Raw genomic sequence first — 24,275 nt, 5'->3', positions numbered from 1 at the left:
TCGCGATGACCAAGTTCCCTTACCTGAAGCAGGACTTCACCGCCTCTCTCGTCGTCTTCCTGGTCGCGCTCCCGCTGTGCGTGGGCGTGGCCGTCGCCTCCGGTGTGCCGGCCGAACTCGGCCTGGTCACCGGCATCGTGGGCGGTCTCGTCACCGGGATGCTGCGGGGCAGCAGCCTTCAGGTGTCGGGGCCGGCCGCCGGTCTGACCGTGCTCGTCTTCGAGGCGGTGCAGGAGTTCGGGCTGCCGGTGCTCGGCGTGATCGTGCTCGTCGCCGGCGTGCTCCAGATCGCCATGGGTGTGCTGAGGCTGGGCCGCTACTTCCGGGCCATCTCGGTCTCGGTGGTCGAGGGCATGCTGGCCGGAATCGGTCTGGTCCTGATCGCCGGTCAGCTGTATCCGGCGCTCGCCGCCAAGGCCCCCGAGTCGGGGCCCGGGAAGATAGCCGGACTGCCCGGGGCGTTCGCGGACGCCCTCGGGGACGGGGAGGCGCTGGCCTCGCTCGCCCTCGGTGCGGGTACCGTCGCGGTCCTGGTGCTGTGGAAGCGCCTCCCGGCGAAGGTGCGGACGGTTCCGGGCCCGCTGGCCGCCGTCGGCCTCGCCACCCTGGCGGCGTTCCTGCTGAGCCTCCCGGTCGCCACCGTCGAGGTGCACGGACTGCTGGACTCCGTCCAGCCGCCGCCGCTGAGCGCCTTCGGCGAACTGGCGGGCCTCGGCGTGATCGGCACGATCGTCGCGTTCACGCTGATCGCGTCCGCCGAGTCGCTGTTCAGCGCGGCGGCCGTGGACCGGCTGCACAACGGTCCGCGCACCAAGTACAACCAGGAGCTGATCGCCCAGGGCGCGGGCAACGCGCTCTGCGGGGTGCTCGGCGCGCTGCCGATGACCGCGGTGATCGTGCGCAGCGCGGCCAATGTGCAGGCGGGGGCCCGGACGAAGGCGTCCCGGGTGCTGCACGGCGTCTGGCTGCTCCTGTTCGCCGCACTGCTGCCGGGAGTCCTCGGCCACATACCGATCCCGGCGCTCGCCGGAATCCTGCTCTACTCGGGCGCCAAGCTCATCCCCGTGCGGGCGCTGGCCGTGCTGTGGCGCGAGCACCGGGGCGAGGCGCTGATCCTGGTCGTCACCGCGGTGTCGATCGTCGCGGTCAGCATGTTCGAGGGCGTGCTCATCGGACTGGCCCTGTCGATCGTCAAGACCGCCTGGGAGGCCTCGCACATCAAGCTGGAGGTGATCGACAAGGGCGCGGGCCCGATCGACGCGCACCTGTCGGGCAACGCGACCTTCCTGCGGCTGCCCAAGATCCTCGACAGTCTGGAGGCGCTGCCCCAGGACCGCCCGATCCGGGTGGACCTGTCCGGGCTGCACCATCTCGACCACGCCTGCCGGACCGCGCTGGAGGGCTGGGCCGAGCGGCACAGCGACGCCGGCACCGAACCGGTGAAGGTCACGGCCGCCTCGGCCGGGACCACCCGGGTCACGGCCGTCTGAACCGACGGCCGCTCCCGGGCCGGGATGCCGACGCCCCTCGGCATCCCGGCCCGGACCTGCTCCCGGCGACCGTGGCCCCGAACGGGCCGCCGGGCATATCGTTGCAGCATCAGACATACCGGACCTCTCTGGCTGGGGGTCGTGATGGTTCAGGAGCTGCTGGTAGCGGTGGTGGCGGCGCTCTGCGTCGGTGCGCTGTATCTGGCCGCGGGGGCGCGGGTCGTCAAGCAGTACGAACAGGGGGTGCTGTTCCGGCTCGGCCGGGTCACCGGTGGCGTACGACAGCCCGGATTCAATCTGGTGATCCCGTTCGCGGACCGGCTGCACAAGGTCAACATGCAGATCGTCACGCTGCCGGTCCCCGCCCAGGAGGGCATCACCCGCGACAACGTCACCGTGCGCGTGGACGCGGTCGTCTACTTCCGGGTGGTCGACGCGGTGAGCGCGCTGGTCAAGGTGGAGGACTACAAGTTCGCCGTCTCGCAGATGGCCCAGACCTCGCTGCGGTCCATCATCGGCAAGAGCGACCTGGACGACCTGCTCTCCAACCGTGAGCAGCTCAACCAGGGCCTGGAGCTGATGATCGACAGTCCGGCCGTGGGCTGGGGCGTCCAGGTGGACCGGGTCGAGATCAAGGACGTGTCGCTGCCGGACACGATGAAGCGCTCGATGGCCCGCCAGGCCGAGGCCGACCGGGAGCGCCGGGCCCGGATCATCAACGCCGACGCCGAGTTCCAGGCCTCGAAGAAGCTGGCCGAGGCGGCCCAGCAGATGGAGAAGACGCCGACAGCCCTGCAGCTGCGGCTGCTCCAGACGATCGTGGCGGTGGCGGCCGAGAAGAACTCGACTTTGGTGCTGCCCTTCCCGGTGGAGCTGCTGCGCTTCCTGGAGCGGGCCCAGCAGCCCACGCCGAACGGCAGCGCACCGTACGTTCCCCCCGATCTCGCCGGGCTCGCCGAACTCTCGGAACCCTCCGAACCCGGACACCCGGACCCCAGCGAAAGGCGTGCCCGTGCCGAGGAAGCACCCGAAGCGTACGGACGACAGCGACCCCGCTCTGCGTGACCTGCTCCGGCTCCCGGTGGGCGAGCGCCCCGGCCTGGACACCCGGCCGGCCGACGCCCGCCCCGCGGGACCCGGCGACAAGGCGGCCGCGCGCACCGCGACGGCCGAGCTGAGCGAGCGCCTGGCCGGACTCCAGGAACGACTGTGGGCGGCGGGCACGGCCGGCGACCGGCGCCGGGTCCTCCTGGTGCTCCAGGGCATGGACACCAGCGGCAAGGGCGGCACGGTCAGGCACGTCATCGGTCACCTCGACCCGGCCGGCTGCCGGGTCCACGCCTTCAAGGCCCCCACCGAGGAGGAACGCCGCCACGACTTCCTGTGGCGGGTGCGCCGGCTGCTCCCCCAGGAGGGCGAGATCGGCATCTTCGACCGCTCGCACTACGAGGACGTCCTGGTCGCCCGCGTCCACGGCCTCGCCCCGCCCGCGGAGATCGAGTCCCGCTACGGCCGGATCAACGACTTCGAACAGGAGCTGGCCGACTCCGGCACCACCGTCGTCAAGTGTTTCCTGCACCTCTCCTACGACGAGCAGAAGCGCCGCCTGCTGGCCCGTCTCGACAACCCCGACAAGCACTGGAAGTTCAGCCCCGGCGACATCCAGGACCGGGCGCTGTGGCCCGCCTTCCAGGAGGCGTACGAGATCGCCCTGGAGCGGTGTTCGACCCCGGCCGCGCCCTGGTACCGGGTCCCGGCCGACCGCAAGTGGTACCGCAACTGGGCGATCGGCCGCCTTCTCCTGGAGCACCTGGAGGAGCTCGACCCGCGCTACCCGAAGGCCGACTTCGACGTGGCGGAGTGCCGGGAACGGCTGCTGAGGACACCTTGAGGGGACGGCCGCCGCCCGGGTGACCCCGGCGGCCCGGACGCCGCGCCACCCAGAAAAACCGGACAATCCGACCTACGTTCATAGGGTGATCCGATCAGTACGCCGTCTTACCGGTATGACCGTCGCCTGCGTCGCCCTGAGCGCCGCGCTCGCGGCCTGCGGCACCGCCCAGGCCCCCCACACCGGCCACGCCGGCCACCCCGCCCCGGCCCCCGCCCGGCCGGCTCCCGCCGCCAAGCCGCCCACGCTCCCCGCGGGCCCCGGCGGCCTGGCGCCCGTCTTCTCCAACGGTCCGCGCACCCTGGGCAAGACCGTCGCCCTGACCTTCGACGCCGACATGACCGCCGACCAGGGGCCTCGCGCGGCCGCCGGCGAGCATTTCGACAACCCCGCGCTGATCGCGACCCTGCGCCGGCTGAAGGTGCCGGCCACGGTCTTCATGACCGGCCGCTGGGCCGACGAGTACCCGGACCAGGCACGCTCCCTCGGCCGCGACCCGCAGTTCGAGGTGGCCAACCACTCCTACAGCCACTACGCGTTCACCGGCGACTGCTACGGCCTGCCGACCGTCTCCGCCGCGAACATGAAGCCGGACGTGGAGCGCGCCTACGCCGCACTGCTCAGGGCGGGCGTGCCGCATCCGATGCCGTACTTCCGCTTCCCCGGCGGCTGCTACGACCAGCAGGCACTGCGCGCGGTCGGCTCGCTCGGGGTCACCGCGGTGCAGTGGGACGTGGTGAGCGGCGACGCGTTCGCGACCGACGCCGACGCCGTGACCAAGCAGGTGCTGGACGGGGTGAAGCCCGGCTCCGTGGTCGTCATGCACTGCACGCGCAGCGCCGCCCCGACCACCGAGCGGGTGGTCCGCAGCGTGGTACCGGAGCTGCGCAAGCGGGGCTTCCGGTTCGTGAAGGTGTCCGAGCTGATCGGCGAGACGCCCGGTCATCGCTGACCGTCCTACGCTGGAGACATGAGCGACGAGGGCTACTGCACGATCTCCGAGGCCGCGAAGCCGCCGACGGCGGACGGTCCGCCGTACGCGGAGTGCGTGCTGTGCCGGGAGCCGACCGAGTACCCGGAGTCGTACAAGGGCATCACGATGTGCCCACGGTGCGAGTGGCAGGAGGCCCAGCGGACCGCCTGCTCAGGATGAGCGGCGGCCGTTGAGGACGCAGGCCGCGGTGAAGGCCGCGGCGGTGAGCAGGGCCGCCGCGGCCAGGGGCAGGGGTGACACCGGGACCCGGCCGGACTCCGAGCCGGAGACCAGACCGGTGACCGCGGCGTGCGCCGGAGAGCCCGCGACCACCACCGCGAGCAGCGCGGCGAGCAGCATCGTGGGCACCGCCCGGCCCGGCGAGCGCAGCAGCGGCCGGTTGGTGAGCGCGCCGACGGCACTGCCGAGCAGCGCGCAGGCGAGGATCGCGAGCAGACCGGCGGCTCCGGCCCGCAGGGGCGGTACGGCGAGCCGGTGGTCGTTGGTGGCGTGCTGGCTGATCACCGTCACGACCAGGGTCGCCGCCGTGCCGAGCAGAGCGGCAGCGGAGAGGGCGGTGAGCAGGGCGGCCAGATGAGCCCTGGCCGGGCCCCGCGCCGCCGTGACACAGGCGCGGGCGGCCGACGGTTCGCCCGTGACGCAGATCCGTACCAGCCAGGCGGCCACCGGCAGCAGTGCGGCGGCCGTGTAGCCGAGCGAGTCCAGCACCGGCTGACCGCTCTGCACACCCACGCCCAGGAACGCGGCGTACAGGATCACCGGCGGCAGCCAGCGCTGGGAGCGCAGGAGGAGTGCGGTCTGGTAGCGCAGGAGTGCGGTCATGAGCGGGCTTTCTCGTCCGGTGGGACGTCCGAGGGGCTGACGGTGACCACGTGCCACGGCGGGTGGGCCGTGAGAAGGGCGCGCAGCACCACGTCCGAGTGGGACGCGGGAACCGTAAGACGGTAGGAACCGGGGGCCGGTTCCTCGGCGGCAGCGGCCGTGCGGGTCGCTTCGGCGGGGAGGCGGCCGCCCGCGGGGCCCCGGACGGTGACGACGGTGTGCGGGCCGACGGGTGCGGCCACCTGTGCGGCACGGGGTCTGAGGGTGCCGTCGACGACCTGGTAGGTCGCGTCGGGCGCGCCCGCGAGGCGCCGGGGATCGTGATCGACGAAGACGACGGCGCCGCCGGCCGCGGTCCGCTCGGCGACGGCCCGCTCCAGCTCCGCGCGGGCCTCGGCATCCAGGCCGGTCCAGGCCTCGTCGAGGACGAGCAGCCGGGGGTCGGCGAGCAGGGCCTGGGCGACGGCGACCTTCTGGCTGGTGCCCTTGGAGAGCTGGGCCATGGGTGTCGCCGCGTAGGCCGCGGCGCCGAACCGCTCCAGCCAGTCCGCCGCGCGGGCGGCGGCCGACCTGCGGGAGAGGCCGTGGACGGTACCGAGGTGGGTGAGGTACCCGGAGGGGGTGAAGGGGAGGGCCGAGGGGAAGCGCTCGGGCACGTACGCGGTGCGGGGGCGGCCGGTGATACGGCCCTCGGTGGGGGTGTCTATGCCGGCGACGATGCGCAGCAGGGTGGACTTGCCGGTGCCGTTCGCTCCTTCCACGCGGGTGAGGGTGCCGGGGGTGATGGTGAGGTCGATGCCTCGTAACACCCAGGGGCCGCGTATGCCGTAGCGGCGGCCTACGCGGGCCAGTTCAAGATCACGGTGCATGCGGACATTCTCGTGCCGGGAGGGGTGGCGCGCATCGCTGTGGGGTGCCGGCCGTATGTGGCTGGTCGCGCAGTTCCCCGCGCCCCTTAGGGTTGGTGCGGTGAGCGCTCCTTTCCAGGTCTCGGCGAACAGTCGGGACGAAGCACCCCAGTTCGTACTGCCTCTTGTCGTGCGGATCGAGAAGGCGGCTCCGCCCGCCCGTACCGACGCTCTCGAAACCGCCGCGCGGGCCGTGCTGACCATGCTCAGTGATCCGCGCTCCCTCGGGGACGGGGAATGGGCTCAGTCGATGCGGGACTGGGAGGACGCTCGGATCCGTAAGGTCGTGCGGCGGGCCCGGGGGTCCGAGTGGCGGCGGGCCGGGGAGCTGCCCGGGATCACCCTCACGGGGAAGTCCGCCGAGGTACGGGTGTTTCCGCCGGTTCCCCTGGACGGGTGGCCCAAGGAGCTCGCGAAGCTGCAGGTGTCCGGGACGGAGCTGGACGATCCCGAGCCGCCCGCCGACGCCGACCGGGCGCAGGCCGTGCTGTGGCTGAACCCGGAGCTGGAGATGTCGGCGGGGAAGGCGATGGCGCAGGCCGGGCACGGGGCCCAACTGGCCTGGTGGGCGCTGCCGGAGGAGGAACGGGAGGCCTGGCGCGAGGCCGGGTTCCCGCTCTCCGTGCGGACCGCCGACCCGGTCGAGTGGCGCGAACTGACGGACAGCGGGCTGCCGTTGGTGCGGGACGCCGGGTTCACCGAGATCGCGCCGGGCAGTTGCACCGTGGTCGCGGACCATCCGGCACTGCACCGACCTGGGATTTTTTGAATACCCTGACGAACTTTGCCGTTTGTTTGAACACCGCCGCCGTCCCACCCGTACGTCCGGTCACTGAACCAGCGACACGGGGAGGCATCCCTTGCGGCGTTCCAGCGGTACGGCCATGATCCTGGCGGCCCTCGCCGCCACACTCGGCGTGCTCGCCTATCCCGTGTGGTCGTACGCCGACCGCTCCGGCACCGGGCAGGCGAACCTGGCGGCGGGGACCGTGGCCACCCAGTGGGGTCCGCTGTCCGCCTCGGACCGCGATCTGATCGTGCGGGTCCGGCTGGCCGGGCTCTGGGAGCTGCCGGCCGGGCAGCAGGCCGTCGAGCGCGCGCCGAGCGCGGAGATCAAGGAGGCCGGGGACCATCTGATCGTCGGCCACACCGACCTGGACCGGCGGGTCCGGATCATCGCGGCGCAACTGGGCGTCGAACTGCCCAACGTGCCCAACGAGCAGCAGCAGGGCTGGCTCCAGGAGATGTCGGCGGCGACCGGCGCGGAGTACGAGTACACGTTCGTGAACCTGCTGCGCGCCGCGCACGGCAAGATCTTCCCGGCGATCGGGACGGTACGGAACACCACCCGCAACAGCCTGGTGCGGCAGCTGGCCTCGGACGCCAACCAGACCGTGCTGGACCACATCACGATCCTGGAGAAGACCGGGAAGGTCGACTTCGAGGCGATCGCCGACGAGATCGCAGGATCCACCACGGCGAGCCCGACCGGCCCGGCGGTACCGGCGCCGGGGGTGGTGGTGCCCTCGGCTCCGGCCGCGCGGGCCGGCGACGGCGTGCGGGTCACGTCCCGGCCCTCGCCCGGCGCGCCGGGCACGGTGAACACCGCGCGCCCGGACCCGGTGGACTCGCTGGGCGTGCTCGGCGGATAGCCGGTTCAGCTCCCCGGAGCGCGGACCCGAACCTCAAATGTTGCTCTGAAGCGGCAGGCAACGAGGTTGGCGGACGCGCTCCGGGGCCATACCCCCGTCATTCGGATGAGGAGGGGGCGGCCATGACCATGGAGCGGCTGGGAACGGGCATCGGCTGGCGGCCGGAGATCGCGGACGCCGTGGAGCGCATGCCCGGCATCGACTGGGTCGAGGTCGTGGCCGAGAACACCTGCCCGGGTCACCTCCCCGAGTCGCTGCGGCGGCTGCGCGAGCGCGGGGTGACGGTCGTACCGCACGGTGTCTCCCTGGGCCTCGGCGGCGCGGACCGCCCGGAGGAGCACCGTCTTTCGGCGCTCGCCGAGCGGGCGGAGGCGCTGGGCTCCCCTCTCGTCACCGAGCACATCGCGTTCGTCCGCGCGGGCGGCCCGCTGACGGCCTCGCCGCTTCTGGAGGCGGGCCACCTGCTTCCCGTGCCGCGCACCCGGGACGCGCTCGACGTCCTCTGCGAGAACATCCGCATCGCGCAGGACTCGCTGCCCGTGCCGCTCGCCGTCGAGAACATCGCCGCGCTCATCTGCTGGCCGGGCGAGGAGATGACCGAGGGACAGTTCCTGTACGACCTCGTCGACCGCACCGGGGTACGGCTGCTGATCGATGTGGCGAACCTGCACACCAACCATGTCAACCGCGGTGAGGACCCGGCCAAGGCGCTCGCCGAACTCCCCGTCGAGGCCATCGCCTACGTCCATGTCGCGGGCGGCTTCGAGCGGGACGGCGTCTGGCACGACAGCCACGCCCACCCGGTACCCCCGGAGGTCCTGGACGTCCTGACCGACCTCGCGTCCCGGGTCACGCCGCCGGGAGTGCTGCTGGAGCGGGACGAGAACTTCCCCGAACCGGCCGAACTGGAGCGGGAGCTGACGGCGATCCGCGGGGCGGTGGCGGCGGGGGGCGCGGACACCGGCCGCCGGTTCGACGCCTCGGCGCGGCCGACCGCGGCCGAGGTGACCGACGTCACCCGGCAACGTGTCGGGCTCGCACAGACCGCGGTGCTGTCGTCCCTGGTCGCGGGGACACCCGTACCTGAGGGGTTCGACCGGGTGCGGATGGGGGTGCAGGCGCGGGCACTGGCGTCGAAGCGGGCGGACGTGGTGGCGAAGGTGGCCCCGGAACTGCCGGAGATCCTGGGGGCGGGGTATCGGGCGGCGTTCCTGGCGTATGCGCAGGAGCGGCCGATGACCGGGGGTTACCGGCGGGACGCGCTGGAGTTCGCGGGACGACTGCTGCGGGACGGCCGAGCGGGAGACAGGACGTCGCGGCGCCGGCTGGAGAAGTGGTGGCAGGACCGAGCGAGCGCGACACCCCGCCGAAGGGCGTTGCTGCGACGCGGCTAGGGGGCTGAGGGCCGGGGTGTCACCCACCGGCGTTGGCAGGGTGCCGCTGCGCCCACCCGTGCCGCCCCAGCGGCACGACTGCCCGCAGCTGTGCAGCTCCCGTCAGGGGCCCGGGGAACTGCGCGACCAGCCACGCACGGCCCGCACCCGACGTCCGGCCCGGCCGCCCCGTTACACCCCCTCGGTAATATGCCAACCCCGTACGGCGAAGCCCCACCGTGCGGTGCAGGAGGCATCATGCGCGCGCGTTCCCGACCCCCCGTCCAAGGCCGAGGCATATTCTCCGGCACTGGGCTGATCATCACCTGTCTCGCGGCGACCTTCGCCGCCCTGGTCTTCCCGATCTGGTCGTACGCCGACCGTTCGGACCCGACCGGCACGGTGAACGTGCTGAGCGCCCAGACCGTGTCGACCCGCTACGGCCCGCTGTCCGCCCTGGACCGGGACTTCGTCGTCAAGGTGCGGCTCGCCGGGCTCTGGGAGCTGCCGGCCGGGGAGATGGCGGAGCAGAAGGGCACCACCCAGGCCGTACGGGCCGCGGGCCGGCACCTCGTCGACGGTCACGCCGCCCTCGACGCACACGTCCGCAGCGTCGCCGCCCAGCTCGGCGTGCCGATTCCCAACCAGCCCAACGACCAGCAGCGGCAATGGCTCGCCACGCTGACCGAGGCGCAGGGGCAGGACTTCGACCGGCAGTTCGCGAACATCGCGCGGCTGGCCCACGGCCGGGTCTTCTCGGTCGTCGCCCAGGTCCGCGCCGGCACCCAGAACACCCTGGTCCGCGATCTCGCCGACGACGCCAACACCACCGTCCTGGACCACATCAAGGTCCTGGAGGCCACGGGGTACGTCGACTTCGCCGCCCTCGCCCAGCAGTTGGCGGTCACCCCCTCGCCCGCCGCCTCGCCACCGGTCTTCGCGCCCAGCGACGCGATCCCGGTCCTGCCGTCACCGGTACCGGCCCCGCCGTCGTCGGCCTCGGCATACCCGCTGCCGCCCGCCGCCTCCAGTCCCCCGCCGCCCGACAGCCCCTGACCTGCACGGGAAGCGGAACGTCACGTACCGACAACACTCGGTCCGGAATGTGAACAGGGCATGGCGTTTCCCAAGCCCCTGGCATAGAAACGCGTCATGTTCTGGGTCCTTCTCCTGCTCCTGGCCTGGGCCGTCGCCGGCACCGCCTGCACTCGGCTGTGCCTGGCCGCCGTACGCACGGCGGCCACCGACGCGGACACCGGCCGGGGACACGATCTGACGCTGTACGAGGCCGCGTTCCTGTCCGGCGGGCCCGCGCGGGTCGCCGATCTGACCCTGGTGTCCATGGCCCGCCAACAGCGGCTGCTGCTCGCCCACACCGGCTGGGCGACCGTCGTGGACCCGCGGGCGCGGGACGAGATGGAGCGCTCGGTGATAGGTGCCATCGGGCCCGAGGGGCAGTCGCGGATAGCGCCGGTGCGCTCGGCGGCGGCCGGCGCGGACGCCGTGCGGAGTCTCGGCGAGGGGCTGGTGCGGGCCGGGCTCGCGGTGCCGGACGTGGCGGCGCGCACGACGGTCGCGGCGGGCGTGCGCCAGGTCCGGGCCGCCGCACTCGCCGTGTTCGGTCTGGCGGTGGCCGCCCTGGTGCTGCCCGCCCCGACCGAGATGCCCCGCGACCTGGTCGCCGTGTGGTTCGCGCTGCCCCTCACGCTGACGCTCAGCTGCCTGGCCATCGCCCGCGTCGAGGTGCACCCGTACGCGCGTTGGGCGTCCCCGGCGGGGCAGCGGCTGCTGGGCGTACTGCACCGGCGGGCGAACCGGGCGGCCGACGACCACTCGCTGCTCGCCTCGGTCGCCGTCCGCGGTATCCGCGCGATCGGCGAACCGGAGCTGCGTGCGGCCTTCGCACACCGGGACCAGCTCCCGCGGGAGTGAGCGGGGGCGTACAGGGGCATTGGCGCCGACACCGGCCGATGGTGCTTGCCTTCGCCGACAACCGGTCGAAATATCCCTTTTATTGCTGCCGTGCAGGCGCTGCGGTGCCGTTGCTGCCGCGCCACGCAGCGACCGCACCGAAAGGGATACGCCATGAGAGCCCCCGCCCTGTATTCGGCAGCCGGGTCCTTGATCCTGACCACCCTGGCCGCCGCCCCGGCCGGGAGCGCCCCCCGCGTCCCGGACGCGGTGACGACGGAACTGCGCGGTACCGCCGTGGCCGCCGCGCGGGCGCGCGCGGAGGGCATCGACTTCGGCAGGTGCGCCGCCGGACTGGACTATCCGAGTTCCTTCCAGTGCGGCACGCTGAGCGTCCCGCTCGACTACGCGCACCCGGACGGCAAGCGGATCAGACTGACCGTCAGCCGGGTGCCGGCCACCCACAAGGACCCGCACAACAGCAAGCGCAAGGTGCCCCGGCAGGGCGCCCTGGTCTACAACCCGGGCGGTCCCGGTGCCTCCGGCATGGCCTTCCCGATGGTCGGCGTGCTGCCCGAGTGGAAGCGCCTCGCCGCCGCCTACGACCTGGTGGGCTACGCCCCGCGCGGGGTGGACCGTTCGGCGCCGCTGTCCTGCGTCGACCCCAAGCGCTTCTTCAAGGCGCCGTCCCCGTCGCCGACGCACCCGTCGGCGGCGTACAAGAAGGCGCGGGTCGCCGAGGCGAAGGCGTACGCGCGCGGCTGCCTCAAGCGGTCCGGGAGCAGGCTGAGGTACTTCACCTCGCTCAACAACGCCCGTGACCTGGACGTGCTGCGCGCCGCGCTCGGCGAGAACCGGCTGACCTTCATGGGCGCCTCCTACGGCACCTACTTCGGCGCGCTGTACGCCACCCTGTTCCCCTCGCACGTACGGCGGATGGTGCTGGACTCGGCGGTGAACCCGGACCCGGCGCAGATCTGGTACCGCGCCAACCTGGAGCAGTCGGCCGCGTTCGAGAGCCGCTGGGCGGACTACCGCGAGTGGATCGCCGAGCACGACGACGTGTACGGGCTGGGTGACACGGCCGCGAAGGTGCAGGCGAGTTACGACCGCGCGAGCAAGCGGCTGGCCAAGAAGGCGGCCGGCGGGAAGGTCGGGCCGGCGCAGTTGCAGGGCGCCTTCCTGTCGGCCGGGTACTACGACGACTACTGGCCGAGCCGCGCGGAGGCGCTGTCGAAGTTCCTGAAGGGGGACGCGAAGCCGTTGGTCCGGCTGGCGTCACCGACGGCGGCGACGGCCGCCGCGGCGGAGAACGGCAACGCGGTCTACACGGCCGTCGAGTGCAACGACGCGGCCTGGCCGACGGACTTCAGGACCTGGGACCGGGACAACACCCGGCTGGCTCGGGTGGCGCCGTTCGAGACCTGGGACAACGCCTTCATGAACCTGCCCTGCGCCTACTGGCCGGTGCCCCGGCAGAAGGCCCTGGACGTGCGGACCGGTCCCGGTGAACTGCGGCCGACGCTGATCCTGCAGGCGGAGCGGGACGCGGCCACACCGTACGCGGGCGCGCTGGAGATGAACCGGCGGCTGGCCGACTCGGTGCTGGTGACCGAGCGGGACGCGGGCACCCACGGCATCGGCGGCGGCCCCAACAAGTGTGTCAACGGCTATCTGGAGGCCTACCTGCTGGAGGGCCGACTCCCGGAGCGGCGGGCGTCCTGCGCGGGGCACCCGGAGCCGAAGCCGGCCGGCCGTGCCCAGCAGAAGAAGCTGCGGGACTCCCTGAAGGGCAAGGCCGGCCGGCGCTGAGCGTCGTCAGGCGAGGCCCGCGACCAGCTCCGCGACGTCCTTGCGGCGGCCCGTGTAGAAGGGGACCTCCTCGCGGACGTGCATCCGGGCCTCGGAGGCGCGCAGATGACGCATGAGGTCGACGATGCGGTACAGCTCGTCGGCCTCGAAGGCCAGGATCCACTCGTAGTCGCCGAGCGAGAACGAGGCGACCGTGTTGGCCCGCACGTCCGGGTAGCCGCGGGCCATCTTGCCGTGGTCGGCGAGCATCCGGCGGCGGTCCTCGTCGGGCAGCAGGTACCAGTCGTACGAGCGCACGAACGGGTACACGCTGACGTAGTTGCGCGGCGTCTCGTCGGCGAGGAAGGCCGGGATGTGGGAGCGGTTGAACTCGGCGGGGCGGTGCAGCGCCATGTTCGACCAGACCGGCGCGAGGGCGCGGCCCAGCTTCGTGCGGCGGAAGAGGTTGTACGCCTCCTGGAGCTGGTCGCTGTCCTCGGCGTGCCACCAGATCATCAGGTCGGCGTCGGCGCGCAGACCGGAGAGGTCGTAGGTGCCGCGCACGGTCACTTCCTTGGCCGCGAGCTGGTCGAACAGCTCCTGGACCTCGTCGGCGTAGCCCGTGCGGTCCTCGGGCAGCACGTCCTTCAGCTTGAAGACCGACCACAGGGTGTAGCGGATGACCTCGTTGAGGTCCTTGGCCAGCTTGCCCTTGTTCGGGATCCGCTCGGAGGCGGTGATAGGGGCGTCGTCACTCATGGTCCCTATTCTCCCGCTCCGCCGTGCAGGCTCTGCACCGGGTTGGCGGTGAGCTCCCGCACCGCCGCCAGGTCACCGCCCAGCTGGTCGACGGCCGCGTACGCGCTCGCGATGCAGGCGGGGATGCCCACGCCGTCGTACTGCGCGCCGCAGACCGCCAGGCCCGGGAGCCGGCCGACGTGCTCGCGGACGCGGGCCACGCGCGCGTGGTGGCCGACCGGGTACTGGGGCAGGCCGTCGGTCCAGCGGGTGACCCGGGTGGCGACGGGGTCCGCGGCCAGGCCGGTGGCCGCGCGCAGGTCGTGCCGGGAGACGTCGAGGAGGTCGGCGTCCGCGCGCCCCAGCACCTCCGTCTCGCCGTACCGCCCGACCGAGGTGCGCAGCACGACGACATCCGGGTCCTCGTCGGCGATCCAGCCCCACTTCTGGGAGGCGAAGGTGGCGGCCTTGATGGTGCGCCCGTCGACGGGCGGCACCAGGAAGCCGCTGCCCTCGGGCAGGGCGAGGTCGGCGCGGCGGTAGGCGAGGGTGATGAGGGCCATCGAGGCGTACTCGACGGCGGCCAGTTCGGCCGCGGCGGCGGGCGCCTCGGCACGCAGCAGGGTGGCGGCGACGGGCGCCGGGACGGCGATGATCACGGCGTCCGCGTACAGCACCCGGTCACCGGCGACGACCCGCCACCCGGTGCCCGAGCCGCCGGGGGCACCCCGGCCCGCCGCACGGTCCCCGTCCGCCCCGGTGGTCGCCCGCGCGAGGCCGGATCCGCCGGCCGGCGAGCCGGCACGGCCGGAGTCGCCTGCCGCGCCCGCTCCCACCCGGCGCAGTTCGGTCACGGGGGCGCCGGTGACGATCTCGCCGCCGCGCGCCCGGACCGAGGCGGCCACGGCGAGCGGCAGGGTGCCGACGCCGCCCTCGATGCCCATGAACACCGGGCCCGTCTGCTGGTTGGCGGCCGCCTTGGCCTGGATCTCGCGGACGGCCTCGGTCAGCGAGTCGTGCGTCCTGGCGGCCTGGTAGAGCTGGGGGACCGCCGAGCGCATCGAGATGCGGTAGGCGTCGCCCGCGTAGACCCCGCCGAGCAGGGGCTCGACCAGCCGGTCGACGACCTCCCGGCCCAGCCGCCCGGCCACGTACTCCCCCACCGCGACGTCGTCGCCGACCTCGGTGCGGGGCAGGTCGGCGTCGCGCTCGATCCGCGCGAGGCCCTCCTCGGACAGCACGCCGGACAGCGCGGCGGCGGTGCCGGGGACACCCATGACATGGCCTTTGGGCATGGGGCGCAGGGCGCCCCGGGTCCAGATCGAGGCCGTGGCGGTGGCCGGCGGCTGCAGCCGGCCGTCCAGCCCCACCTCGCGCGCGAGGGCGACCGCCTCGGGTCGGCGGGCCAGCATCGACTCGGCGCCCAGGTCGACCCGCACGCCCGCGATCTCGCCGGGCAGCAGCTTGCCGCCGACTCTCTCCGAGGCCTCCAGCACGGTCACGCGCACGCCGCGCTCCAGCAGCCGGTGGGCCGCGGCCAGCCCCGCGATCCCGGCTCCGACGACGACGACCTGGCCCGTGCCCGTTGCGCTCATGGCCCCACTCTCTCAAACGTCACCGACACTCCCGTCCCGGCCCGGTGACCGGCGCGCGTCCGGACCGTGACCGCATCGGAACCGTCCCGCTCAAACGTCCCGCGCCGCCCCGGCGTCGAAGGAGCGTCAGTAGTCACGACCCTCGGGGGGAACCATGCGACATCCCGTACGACCCGTCCTCGCCGGCCTTCTGCTCGCCTGCGCGCTCGCCCTCACCGGCTGCGGCGCCGGTGCCGACTCCGGCGGGTCCGCCAGCGACTCCAAGGCCGACGTGGGCGGCTCGGCCCAGGAGGCGGCGGGCTCGGCGGGCGCCAAGGCAAGCAGCGGCAGGGGCACCGACAAAGCCCCCACGCTCACGGTGAACCGCATCATCCGCACCGCCTCCCTGACCGTGCAGGTCAAGGACGTGCCCAAGGCCCTCGACGAGGCCCGCACCACGGCCGAGAACGCCGGCGGCTATGTCGGCGACGAGACCACCACCCGGGGCGCCCAGGGCCACGAACGCACCCGCGTGGTGCTCCGGGTCCCCACCGAGAAGTACGACGAGGTGCTCAGCGGTCTCCAGGGCGCGGGCAAGCTCCTCGACCGCACCGCGAAGGCCCAGGACGTCACCGACCAGGTGGTGGACGTGGACAGCCGCGTCAAGTCGCAGCGGGCCAGCGTGGCCCGGGTCCGCGAGCTGATGGACCGTGCCACCAAGCTCAGTGACGTGGTCACCCTGGAAGGGGAGTTGAGCAACCGGGAGGCCGACCTGGAGGCGCTGCTCGCCCAGCAGGCGTCCCTGAAGGACCGCACCAGCCTGGCCACCATCACCCTGTCGCTCACCCAGACGCCGGTGACGAAGGCCGCCAAGGACGACACGCCGGGGTTCGTGGACGCGCTGGCGGGCGGCTGGCACGTCTTCGTCACCATGCTGCGCTGGATCGCCCTGGCGCTGGGCGCGGCCCTGCCCTTCGCGGCCCTGGCCGCCCTGGTCGCGGTCCTGTGGTGGCGGGTCGTCCGCCGGCGCCGGACGCCCGGCGGGGAGACCTGAGCAAGTCCGAAATTCCGGCGCCCCGTAGCGTGTTCGCATGGACATGAGCGGTGGACGGGAACGACTGGTGGTGATCGGCGGGGACGCCGCGGGCATGTCCGCGGCGTCCCAGGCACGCCGGCTGCGGGGACCGGACGAACTGGAGATCGTGGCCTTCGAGCGCGGTCACTTCAGCTCCTACTCGGCGTGCGGCATCCCGTACTGGGTCGGCGGTGACGTGTCGGAACGGGACCGTCTGATCGCCCGCGCGCCCGAGGAGCACCGGTCGCGGGACATCGATCTGCGGATGCGCACCGAGGTCACGGAGATCGACGTGGCCGGGAAGCGGGTACGCGCGCGTGACGTCGATTCCGGCGCCGAGTCCTGGACGTCGTACGACAAACTCGTCATCGGGACCGGCGCCCGCCCGATCCGCCCCGATATGCCGGGCGGGGACGCGCCGGGGGTGCACGGCGTGCAGACCCTGGACGACGGCCAGGCCCTGCTCGACACGCTGGCACACACGCGTGGCCGTCGTGCGGTCGTCGTCGGCGCCGGCTACATCGGCGTCGAGATGGCCGAGGCGATGATCAACCGGGGCTACGAGGTGACGGTCGTCAACCGCGGCGGCGAACCCATGTCCACGCTCGACCCGGACATGGGCCGCCTGGTGCACGAGGCGATGGAGGGCCTCGGCATCACCATGGTCAACGACGCCGAGGTCACCAAGGTGCTCACCGGCCAGGACGGCAGGGTCCGGGCGGTGGCCACGGAGGACGGCGAGTACCCGGCGGACGTGGTGATCCTGGGCATCGGTGTCCGCCCGGAGACGAGCCTCGCCCGGGCCGCGGGCCTGCCCGTCGGCGAGCACGGGGGCCTGCTGACCGACCTGGCGATGCGGGTCCGCGGTCACCGGGACATCTGGGCGGGCGGCGACTGCGTGGAGGTCCTGAACCTGGTCTCGGGCCAGGAGCAGTACATCCCGCTGGGCACCCACGCCAACAAGCACGGCCAGGTCATCGGCAGCAACGTGGGCGGCGATTACGCCACGTTCCCGGGGGTCGTCGGCACGGCGGTGAGCAAGGTCTGCGACCTGGAGATCGCCCGCACCGGCCTGCGGGAGAAGGACGCGCTGCGGGTGGGCCTGCGGTTCGAGGCGGTCACCATCGAGTCCACGAGCCGCGCCGGGTACTACCCCGGCGCGAGCCCGATGACGGTCAAGATGCTCGCGGAGCGCCGCACCGGCCGCCTGCTCGGCGTCCAGATCGTGGGGCGGGAGGGCGCGGGCAAGCGGGTCGACATCGCGGCGGTGGCCCTGACGGCGAAGATGACGGTGGACCAGATGACAGCCCTGGACCTGGGCTACGCACCCCCGTTCTCACCGGTGTGGGACCCGGTACTGGTGGCGGCGCGAAAGGCGTCGGCCAAGGTACGCGAGCGGACCTCTTGAAAGAGGGCGCGGTCACTCGCCCAGGGGCGCGGGGCTGTGTCCACACGCGGCTACCGCCGCGCGGGCGCGACCAGCCCCCACGCACCCGCACCCCGCAACGCGTCCTAGGCCGTCCCGCTGATCCTCGGCAGAGAAGTGACCCCGGCTCCACCCGGCACGGTGGCTGGAGGCTGCGGTTCGGTCCCCGGACGCGCCGCGTGCGCCGCCGCCGGCCGGGTCGACCGCAGCCGGTTGCTGACCGCCTCGTCCAGCGTCACCGGCCGCTGCATCTGCGCCGCCAGCCGCCCGGCCTCCTGACCGAGCCGCGCCACGTCCTCCCAGGGAAGCCGCACGACAAGAGAGATCTCCGCCTCACCGTCGGGCATGGCCTGCATGGGAGGGAACCCCTGGGAAGCAACCCGCTCGTTCATCGCCTGGTCCTCACGTCGCCTGGAACATCACCTGAAGCTCATCGGTCGCAAGGACATACGCACCCGCGCGTGCCGACGTTCACCGTGCCGCTCCGCGCTTCGGGCGCCCCCGCCCTGGGCACTAGTGACCTGTGGTCATACCCGTCCATGACGTCAACCCGGTGCGGCGCACGCCGTACGTGACGTACGCGCTCATCGCCGCGAACGTCCTCGTCTTCCTGTTCACACCCGGCATAGCCGGCTCCGTGGCCGGCAGCAGCGATCTGGCTCAGCTGTGCCATCTGCAGGCCTTCACGGACCACTACGCGGCGGTCCCCAGAGAGCTGATCCACCATCAGATGCCCGCGCTGGTCCCGACCGGCGCGGCGGGCATCGGCCGGAACGGCCCCGGCTGTGTGGTCGGGCCGCCCTCCTACGACAAGTCGCCGGTGCTGTCGGTCTTCACGGCGATGTTCCTGCACGGCAGCTGGCTGCATCTGCTGGGCAACATGCTGTTCCTGCTGATCTTCGGCAACAACGTAGAGGACCGGATGGGCCACGTCCGGTACTTCCTCTTCTACGTCGTCTGCGGCTACGCGGCCGGCTACGGCTTCGCGCTCCTCAACGACACCTCGGCGGACCCGCTGATCGGCGCGTCCGGCGCGATCGCCGGCGTCCTGGGCGCCTATCTCGTCCTCTACCCGAGGGCCAGGGTCTGGGTGCTGGTGCCGTTCCTGGTGTTCCTGCCGCTGCGGCTGCCGGCCTGGCTGGTGCTGGGCTTCTGGTTCGTGCTCCAGGCCGTGTACTCGTCCGGCGAGGGCGTCTCCGACGCCGGCACGGTAGCGTACGCGGCGCACATCGTCGGCTTCCTCGTGGGCATGCTGCTCGCCTGGCCGCTCAAGCCGGGCACGCCCCCGCCGCCGGAACCGCGCGGCCTGCTGTTCGGCAGGCGGGCCCGGCCCCGGCACGGCTGGTAGCGGACGGGGTCAGCGCACCGTCTCGGTGTGGACGAAGTCGACCAGCCGGGTCAGCGCGTCCGGGTCGGTGGACGGCATCACGCCGTGGCCGAGGTTGAAGACATGGCCTTCGAGACCGGCGGCCGCGTCGAGCACCTCGCGGGCCTTGGTCTCCACCGCGTCCTTGCCGGCGAACAGGACGGCCGGGTCGAGGTTGCCCTGGAGCGCCTTGCCGGGACCGACGCGCCGGGCGGCCTCGTCGAGCGGGACCCGGTAGTCGACGCCGACGACGTCCGCGCCGGCCTCGCCCATGAGCTTCAGCAGTTCGCCGGTGCCGACCCCGAAGTGGATGCGCGGGACGCCGTACCCGGCGACGGCGTCGAAGACCTTCGCGGAGGCGGGCAGCACCGAGCGCCGGTAGTCGGCGGGCGCCAGCGCCCCGGCCCAGGAGTCGAAGACCTGGACGGCGGAGGCGCCGGCCTCGATCTGCACCTTGAGGAACGCGGCGGTGATGTCCGCGAGGCGGTCGAGCAGGTCGGCCCAGAGCTCCGGGTCGCCGTACATCATCGCCTTGGCGTTCTCGTACGTGCGCGAGGGGCCGCCCTCGACGAGGTAGCTCGCGAGGGTGAAGGGGGCGCCGGAGAAGCCGATCAGCGGGGTCGGGCCGAGCTCGGCGGTGAGCAGGCCGATCGCCTCGGTGACGTAGGAGACGTCCTCGGGGGTGAGGTCGCGGAGCTGGGCGAGGTCGGCGCGGGTGCGGATCGGGTGCGCGACGACCGGGCCGACGCCGGGCTTGATGTCGAGGTCGACGCCGATGGCCTTGAGCGGGACGACGATGTCGCTGAAGTAGATCGCCGCGTCCACGTTGTGCCGGCGGACGGGCTGCAGTGTGATCTCGGTGATCAGCTCGGGCCGCGTGCACGACTCCAGCATCGGGATGCCTTCGCGCACCTTGTGGTACTCCGGCAGCGAACGGCCGGCCTGCCGCATGAACCACACGGGGGTGTGCGGCACGGGTTCACGCCTGCACGCCTTCAGGAAGGCACTGTCGTACGTCGCTGTCGGCTGCTGGCCCGTAGGGCTTCCGTTCGCACTCACGACGGCAAGTCTCGCACGCCCCGGAACCCGGTGGCGCGGTGCCCTTACATGGTCCTTAGGTGGTGTCTCTCCCTGCGCGAAGGCGTCGTTCCCCTTACTCTTCCCCGCATGGCTGCGGCTCAGGGACGACTGTCGGACGGCGCTGGCGGGATGGGCGAGGGGAAGGGCACCGAGGAGGGCGAAGGACATACGGGGAGTACGGCGCCACCGGCCTTCCGAGCCGCGGTCGACGCGCTGCGCGGCGCGCGGCTGCGGCCGCAGGTCGAGGTGGAGCCGACGCCCGCACCGCAGCGTCTGGCCCCGTTCGCGTACGCCGTGGAGGCGGCGGTCGTCGACGGCGACCAGGACCTCGCCGACGGCCGTCTGGTGCTGCTGCACGACCCGGCCGGGCACGACGCCTGGCGTGGCACGTTCCGGCTGGTCACGCTGGTGCGCGCGGAGCTGGAGCCGGAGATGGCGGCCGATCCGCTCCTGCCGGACGTCTGCTGGTCGTGGCTGACCGGTGCCCTCCAGGCGCGCGGCCTGTCGTACGGGGAGCCGAGCGGGACCGTCACGCGGGCGAGTTCGCACTACTTCGGCGGGCTGTCCGAGCGTCCCGCCGCCTCGCAGATCGAGATCCGGGCCTCCTGGACGCCCCGGGAGGGCCGCACCGGGGTCCCGGACACCGCGGCGCATCTCGCCTCCTGGTGCGATCTGCTGGCGCAGGTGGCGGGACTGCCGCCGGCCGCTCCGGGCGACGCCTCGGTGGTCACGCTGCCGCAGCGCCGCGACCCGCAGGCGCGCTAGCCGCCTCGTTCCGTCAGTGTTCGACGACCCGTCCACCCGGGTCCCGTCGACTCACCCTTCATTGACCATCTCTTTGTCGATACGGCCACTTTCTGTCCCGTACGACAACAGCCCGAACCGATTCGATCTTCGGATGATCGATCGCGTGTCCGAATTGCACGTATTGTTACTCACCAGATCGTGATCATTCTCTAAAGGCGGACGGGTTTGATGCCGAAGACGACTGTGACCTTGAAAGCACGGTTCGTCCCGGCTTCTTCCCCACAAGCCGGCCCCGTCCCCCACCCCCAGGAGGCCTGGTGTCCGTTCTCCTCGAGCAGCCCGCAAGCCTGGTCGCCTACCGCCCGAACAAGCCCACCGCCATGGTGGTCGTGGCCGACCCGCGCGTGCGCTCCACCGTCACCCGCCACCTGTGGGCGCTCGGCGTGCGCGATGTCATCGAGGCCTCGTCCATCGCGGAGGCTCGTCCCCGCATCGGCAACCCCCGCGACATCTGCGTCGCCGACGTCCACCTCCCCGACGGCTCCGGCCTGACCCTCCTCTCCGAGACCCGCGCCGCCGGCTGGCCCAACGGCCTGGCCCTGTCCGCCGCCGACGACATCGGCGCCGTGCGCAACGCCCTGGCCGGCGGGGTCAAGGGCTACGTCGTCACCGGCACCCGCACCAACATCGGGCTCCCCACCCGACCGGGCGCCGCCCCCATCGGTTCCGCCGCCGCCCGTATGCACCGCCGCCCCCCGGGTGCCCCGAGCCACCCGGGCGGCTACCGCGAGCTCTCCGGCCGTGAGGTCGAGGTGCTCCGGCTGGTCGCGGAGGGCCAGTCGAACAAGGCGATCGGCGTCTCGATGGGCCTGTCCGCCCTCACCGTCAAGAGCCACCTGGCCCGAATCGCCCGCAAGCTCGGTACGGGCGACCGCGCCGGGATGGTCGCCGTCGCCCTGCGCACCGGCATCATCCACTGACCGAACGTTCATCCCGCACTCCCCCGTTCAGTGACGTGAACCGGATCGGCCGCTGATCCGCTGTCACGTCCTACGACGACGTCCCCCGTTCGTGGACCTGATCTTTCACCGGCCTGACTGGTTTACGACCCTCCGGCGCCCGTCGACGGAACGTTCCGTCGACGGGCGCCGTCCACACACAGATACCCTTGACATGTGACCGACGCCCAAGACACCGCAGCAGACAGTTCACTGCGCACCACCGGGGGCACTCCCCCGGACGACGCCGGATCTTCTGTGACGGGGGCGCCGATTCCCTTGCTGGAGCCGCGTGAGGGCATTCCGCCCGTGGTCACGGACGAGGATGCGCTCGCCCGCGTGATCGCCGCGTTCGCCGCCGGCTCCGGGCCCGTCGCCGTCGACGCCGAGCGCGCGTCCGGCTACCGCTACGGGCAGCGCGCCTACCTCGTCCAGCTGCGCCGGGAGGGTGCCGGGAGCGCGCTGATCGACCCCGTCGCCTGCCCCGACCTGTCCGGCCTCGGCGAGGCGCTGTCCGGTGTCGAGTGGGTGCTGCACGCGGCCACCCAGGATCTGCCCTGTCTGCGCGAGATAGGCATGATGCCCAGCAGCCTTTTCGACACCGAGCTGGCCGGGCGGCTCGCCGGGTTCCCGCGGGTCGGGCTCGGCGCGATGGTGGAGAGCGTCCTCGGCTTCGTCCTGGAGAAGGGCCACTCCGCCGTCGACTGGTCGACCCGGCCGCTGCCCGAGCCCTGGCTGCGGTACGCGGCGCTCGACGTCGAACTGCTCGTCGATCTTCGGGACGCCCTCGAGAAGGAGCTGGACCGGCAGGGGAAGCTGGAGTGGGCACGGCAGGAGTTCGACGCGATCGCGTCCGCGCCGCCGGCCGAGCCGAGGAAGGACCCCTGGCGCCGGACGTCGGGGATGCACAAGGTGCGGCGGCGCCGGCAGCTGGGTGTGGTGCGGGAGCTGTGGCAGACGCGGGACCGGATCGCGCAGAAGCGGGATGTGTCGCCCGGCAAGGTGCTCAGTGACGCGGCGATCGTGGAGGCCGCGCTCGCGCTGCCGGCGAACGTGCACGCCCTCGCGGGGCTGAACGGCTTCGGGCACCGGATGGGACGGCGGCAGCTGGAGCAGTGGCAGGCGGCGGTGGACCGGGCCAAGGCGCTGCCGGACGCCGGGCTGCCGCTGCCGGGGCAGCCGGTGACGGGGCCGCCGCCGCCACGGGCGTGGGCCGACAAGGATCCCGCGGCGGCCGCCCGGCTGTCCGCGGCACGGGCCGCGGTGTCGGCCCTGGCCGAGCAGCTCAACATGCCCCAGGAGAACCTGATCACCCCGGACACGGTGCGCAGGCTCTGCTGGGAGCCGCCGAAGGCCGTGGACGCCGAGACGGTGGGAACCGCTCTGGTGGGGTACGGCGCGCGACCCTGGCAGGTGGAGCAGGTGACGCCGGCGCTGGTGACGGCGCTGACCACCTAGGCCGGTCCGCCGGGCAGCCTCCTCTCCCGGCTCACCGGTGTCGGCGCGCGGACGCGGGACTCGGCCCTCCGGGGCGCCTCAGGGCGCCGCTGAAGAGCCGAGTTCCGCCAGTGGTCCCGCTAGCGCCCCGGGAGTACTCCGGCGTGCCCCGGAGCCGCTTCTTCGGCGTGCTCCGTGAGTTCTTCGAGCCCTTCCAGCCCTGCATGCCCGTCGAGCCCGTCGAGCCCGTCGAGTTCTTCGGCCTGGTCCGGGGATCCCGCCGCGGACCCGTCCCGCGGCGGCTCCGGATCAGCCGCACCTTCGAGGAACGCGGTGTACAGGTTCCTGCCCCGGTGCACCGAGATGTCGATCTCCGGCAGGACCTCCGGAACCGCGATCGCGGTCACCACGTTGCGGTACATGCGCGCGATCCGCGCTTCGACATTCCCCATGTGCCGGTCGAGGGTGTTCGAGATCAGGACCACTCCGGCCCAGTTCCCCGCGACCTGGTAGGACTGCTCCTCCACGTCGACGAAGGGTTTCAGCTCTCCCCTCCGCCGCGCTTCGGTCAACTGTCCCGTGTTGAAGACGATCCAGTCCGGCCAGGGAGTTCCGTAGGTTTCTGGTGCATTGCCGCGGAACGACAGCATCAAGGCGGCCTGGACAGCACTCTCCCTGGAGACTCGATGGGCCAGGATCATGCCTATGTCGACCATTTCCTGGAGCATGATGCGCTGCTTCTGCAGCCCGTCCATGCTCAGCGTGTCCTCCATGATGGCCGACGCCACTTCGAGCTTTCCCCCGGGAAAGTGCCGATAGAAAGCCCCTTTGCTCGTCCGTGCGGCCGTGATCAGGTCACTTACCGAAGCCCCCTCATAGCTGTCCGCCACGAAGAGCGCGCCAGCGGCGTCGAGGATTCGCTGTCTCGTGTCGATGGCGCGCTGTTGCCGCCGTCGCGGCCTGCGCAGGTTGCTCATTCGATCTCGCCTTCGAGTCCCATTC

At 72.5% G+C, this 24,275-nt stretch carries 24 protein-coding genes; 17 read left to right on the top strand and 7 right to left on the bottom strand.

The features are described 5' to 3' along the window. The first annotated feature begins 5 nt into the window (after positions 1 to 5). From ACWDGI_RS31885 to ACWDGI_RS31865, 5 genes are all read left to right on the top strand, one after another. Positions 6 to 1,490, top strand: coding sequence for a SulP family inorganic anion transporter (locus ACWDGI_RS31885; RefSeq protein ID WP_450764952.1), 1,485 nt, complete (start codon positions 6 to 8; stop codon positions 1,488 to 1,490). A gap of 144 nt (positions 1,491 to 1,634) precedes the next feature. Then, on the top strand, positions 1,635 to 2,555 hold the full coding sequence (locus ACWDGI_RS31880; protein WP_450765335.1) for a slipin family protein: 921 nt from the start codon (positions 1,635 to 1,637) through the stop codon (positions 2,553 to 2,555). Continuing rightward, positions 2,503 to 3,381, top strand: a complete 879-nt coding sequence (locus ACWDGI_RS31875; protein ID WP_450764950.1) for a PPK2 family polyphosphate kinase — start codon at positions 2,503 to 2,505, stop codon at positions 3,379 to 3,381. The genes ACWDGI_RS31880 and ACWDGI_RS31875 overlap by 53 nt, the downstream gene beginning before the upstream one ends. Before the next feature lie 115 nt (positions 3,382 to 3,496). Continuing rightward, a complete protein-coding gene (locus ACWDGI_RS31870) occupies positions 3,497 to 4,333 on the top strand; it encodes a polysaccharide deacetylase family protein (protein WP_450764948.1) in 837 nt (278 codons plus the stop codon). Between the two features lie 18 nt (positions 4,334 to 4,351). Then, complete coding sequence (locus tag ACWDGI_RS31865) at positions 4,352 to 4,534, top strand: hypothetical protein (RefSeq protein WP_450764946.1); 183 nt, start codon at positions 4,352 to 4,354, stop codon at positions 4,532 to 4,534. Here ACWDGI_RS31865 and ACWDGI_RS31860 read toward each other — a convergent pair. Both ACWDGI_RS31860 and ACWDGI_RS31855 read right to left on the bottom strand, forming a co-directional pair. Then, on the bottom strand, positions 4,526 to 5,197 hold the full coding sequence (locus ACWDGI_RS31860; RefSeq protein ID WP_450764944.1) for an ABC transporter: 672 nt from the start codon (positions 5,195 to 5,197) through the stop codon (positions 4,526 to 4,528). The two genes, ACWDGI_RS31865 and ACWDGI_RS31860, sit on opposite strands and share 9 nt — an antisense overlap. Then, complete coding sequence (locus ACWDGI_RS31855) at positions 5,194 to 6,066, bottom strand: ABC transporter ATP-binding protein (protein ID WP_450764942.1); 873 nt, start codon at positions 6,064 to 6,066, stop codon at positions 5,194 to 5,196. The genes ACWDGI_RS31860 and ACWDGI_RS31855 overlap by 4 nt, the downstream gene beginning before the upstream one ends. 100 nt (positions 6,067 to 6,166) lie before the next feature. On the opposite strand from ACWDGI_RS31855, the gene ACWDGI_RS31850 reads away from it, so the two are divergent. The 6 genes from ACWDGI_RS31850 to ACWDGI_RS31825 all read left to right on the top strand — a co-directional run bounded on the left by ACWDGI_RS31850 (position 6,167) and on the right by ACWDGI_RS31825 (position 12,853). After that, positions 6,167 to 6,874, top strand: a complete 708-nt coding sequence (locus tag ACWDGI_RS31850) for a peptidyl-tRNA hydrolase (RefSeq protein ID WP_450764940.1) — start codon at positions 6,167 to 6,169, stop codon at positions 6,872 to 6,874. Between the two features lie 91 nt (positions 6,875 to 6,965). Beyond that, positions 6,966 to 7,757, top strand: coding sequence for a DUF4142 domain-containing protein (locus tag ACWDGI_RS31845; protein ID WP_450764939.1), 792 nt, complete (start codon positions 6,966 to 6,968; stop codon positions 7,755 to 7,757). A gap of 128 nt (positions 7,758 to 7,885) precedes the next feature. Then, positions 7,886 to 9,151 (top strand): DUF692 domain-containing protein, encoded by a 1,266-nt coding sequence (locus tag ACWDGI_RS31840; protein ID WP_450765333.1) that lies wholly within the window; start codon positions 7,886 to 7,888, stop codon positions 9,149 to 9,151. A 237-nt stretch (positions 9,152 to 9,388) separates the two neighbouring features. After that, positions 9,389 to 10,186, top strand: coding sequence for a DUF4142 domain-containing protein (locus ACWDGI_RS31835; RefSeq protein ID WP_450764937.1), 798 nt, complete (start codon positions 9,389 to 9,391; stop codon positions 10,184 to 10,186). 96 nt (positions 10,187 to 10,282) lie between these two features. After that, positions 10,283 to 11,062 carry a TIGR04222 domain-containing membrane protein gene (locus ACWDGI_RS31830; RefSeq protein ID WP_450764935.1) on the top strand — a complete coding sequence of 260 codons (780 nt, stop codon included), beginning with the start codon at positions 10,283 to 10,285 and terminating at the stop codon, positions 11,060 to 11,062. Positions 11,063 to 11,215: 153 nt separating this feature from the next. Next, entirely contained in the window at positions 11,216 to 12,853 is a 1,638-nt protein-coding gene (locus tag ACWDGI_RS31825; protein ID WP_450764933.1) for an alpha/beta hydrolase, read from the top strand. Positions 12,854 to 12,859: 6 nt separating this feature from the next. Here ACWDGI_RS31825 and hemQ read toward each other — a convergent pair whose 3' ends face one another. Both hemQ and hemG read right to left on the bottom strand, forming a co-directional pair. Then, positions 12,860 to 13,591, bottom strand: coding sequence for a hydrogen peroxide-dependent heme synthase (gene hemQ / locus ACWDGI_RS31820; protein ID WP_450764931.1), 732 nt, complete (start codon positions 13,589 to 13,591; stop codon positions 12,860 to 12,862). 5 nt (positions 13,592 to 13,596) lie between these two features. After that, a complete protein-coding gene (gene hemG, locus ACWDGI_RS31815; protein WP_450764929.1) occupies positions 13,597 to 15,165 on the bottom strand; it encodes a protoporphyrinogen oxidase in 1,569 nt (522 codons plus the stop codon). 154 nt (positions 15,166 to 15,319) lie between these two features. Between hemG and ACWDGI_RS31810 the strand changes: the two genes are divergently transcribed. Then, complete coding sequence (locus ACWDGI_RS31810; RefSeq protein ID WP_450764927.1) at positions 15,320 to 16,198, top strand: DUF4349 domain-containing protein; 879 nt, start codon at positions 15,320 to 15,322, stop codon at positions 16,196 to 16,198. A gap of 37 nt (positions 16,199 to 16,235) precedes the next feature. After that, on the top strand, positions 16,236 to 17,627 hold the full coding sequence (locus ACWDGI_RS31805) for an FAD-dependent oxidoreductase (RefSeq protein WP_450764925.1): 1,392 nt from the start codon (positions 16,236 to 16,238) through the stop codon (positions 17,625 to 17,627). A gap of 104 nt (positions 17,628 to 17,731) precedes the next feature. Here ACWDGI_RS31805 and ACWDGI_RS31800 read toward each other — a convergent pair whose 3' ends face one another. Further along, positions 17,732 to 18,001, bottom strand: a complete 270-nt coding sequence (locus tag ACWDGI_RS31800; protein WP_450764923.1) for a hypothetical protein — start codon at positions 17,999 to 18,001, stop codon at positions 17,732 to 17,734. Positions 18,002 to 18,168: 167 nt separating this feature from the next. Between ACWDGI_RS31800 and ACWDGI_RS31795 the strand changes: the two genes are divergently transcribed. After that, a complete protein-coding gene (locus tag ACWDGI_RS31795) occupies positions 18,169 to 18,993 on the top strand; it encodes a rhomboid family intramembrane serine protease (RefSeq protein ID WP_450764921.1) in 825 nt (274 codons plus the stop codon). Between the two features lie 9 nt (positions 18,994 to 19,002). Here ACWDGI_RS31795 and hemE read toward each other — a convergent pair whose 3' ends face one another. After that, positions 19,003 to 20,070, bottom strand: a complete 1,068-nt coding sequence (hemE, locus tag ACWDGI_RS31790; protein WP_450764919.1) for a uroporphyrinogen decarboxylase — start codon at positions 20,068 to 20,070, stop codon at positions 19,003 to 19,005. A 108-nt stretch (positions 20,071 to 20,178) separates the two neighbouring features. On the opposite strand from hemE, the gene ACWDGI_RS31785 reads away from it, so the two are divergent. The 3 genes from ACWDGI_RS31785 to ACWDGI_RS31775 all read left to right on the top strand — a co-directional run bounded on the left by ACWDGI_RS31785 (position 20,179) and on the right by ACWDGI_RS31775 (position 23,294). Further along, the gene (locus ACWDGI_RS31785; RefSeq protein WP_450764917.1) at positions 20,179 to 20,856 is read left to right on the top strand and encodes a DUF3000 domain-containing protein; all 678 of its coding nucleotides are present in this window, start codon (positions 20,179 to 20,181) and stop codon (positions 20,854 to 20,856) included. A 299-nt stretch (positions 20,857 to 21,155) separates the two neighbouring features. Then, complete coding sequence (locus ACWDGI_RS31780) at positions 21,156 to 21,818, top strand: response regulator transcription factor (RefSeq protein WP_123973178.1); 663 nt, start codon at positions 21,156 to 21,158, stop codon at positions 21,816 to 21,818. Positions 21,819 to 22,013: 195 nt separating this feature from the next. Continuing rightward, positions 22,014 to 23,294, top strand: coding sequence for an HRDC domain-containing protein (locus tag ACWDGI_RS31775; RefSeq protein WP_450764915.1), 1,281 nt, complete (start codon positions 22,014 to 22,016; stop codon positions 23,292 to 23,294). A gap of 119 nt (positions 23,295 to 23,413) precedes the next feature. Here ACWDGI_RS31775 and ACWDGI_RS31770 read toward each other — a convergent pair whose 3' ends face one another. Next, on the bottom strand, positions 23,414 to 24,250 hold the full coding sequence (locus ACWDGI_RS31770; RefSeq protein WP_450764913.1) for a TetR family transcriptional regulator: 837 nt from the start codon (positions 24,248 to 24,250) through the stop codon (positions 23,414 to 23,416). Positions 24,251 to 24,275: the final 25 nt, after the last annotated feature.

The organism is Streptomyces sp. NPDC001220 (genome assembly GCF_053597895.1).
This window is presented reverse-complemented; position numbering and strand designations above follow the sequence as displayed.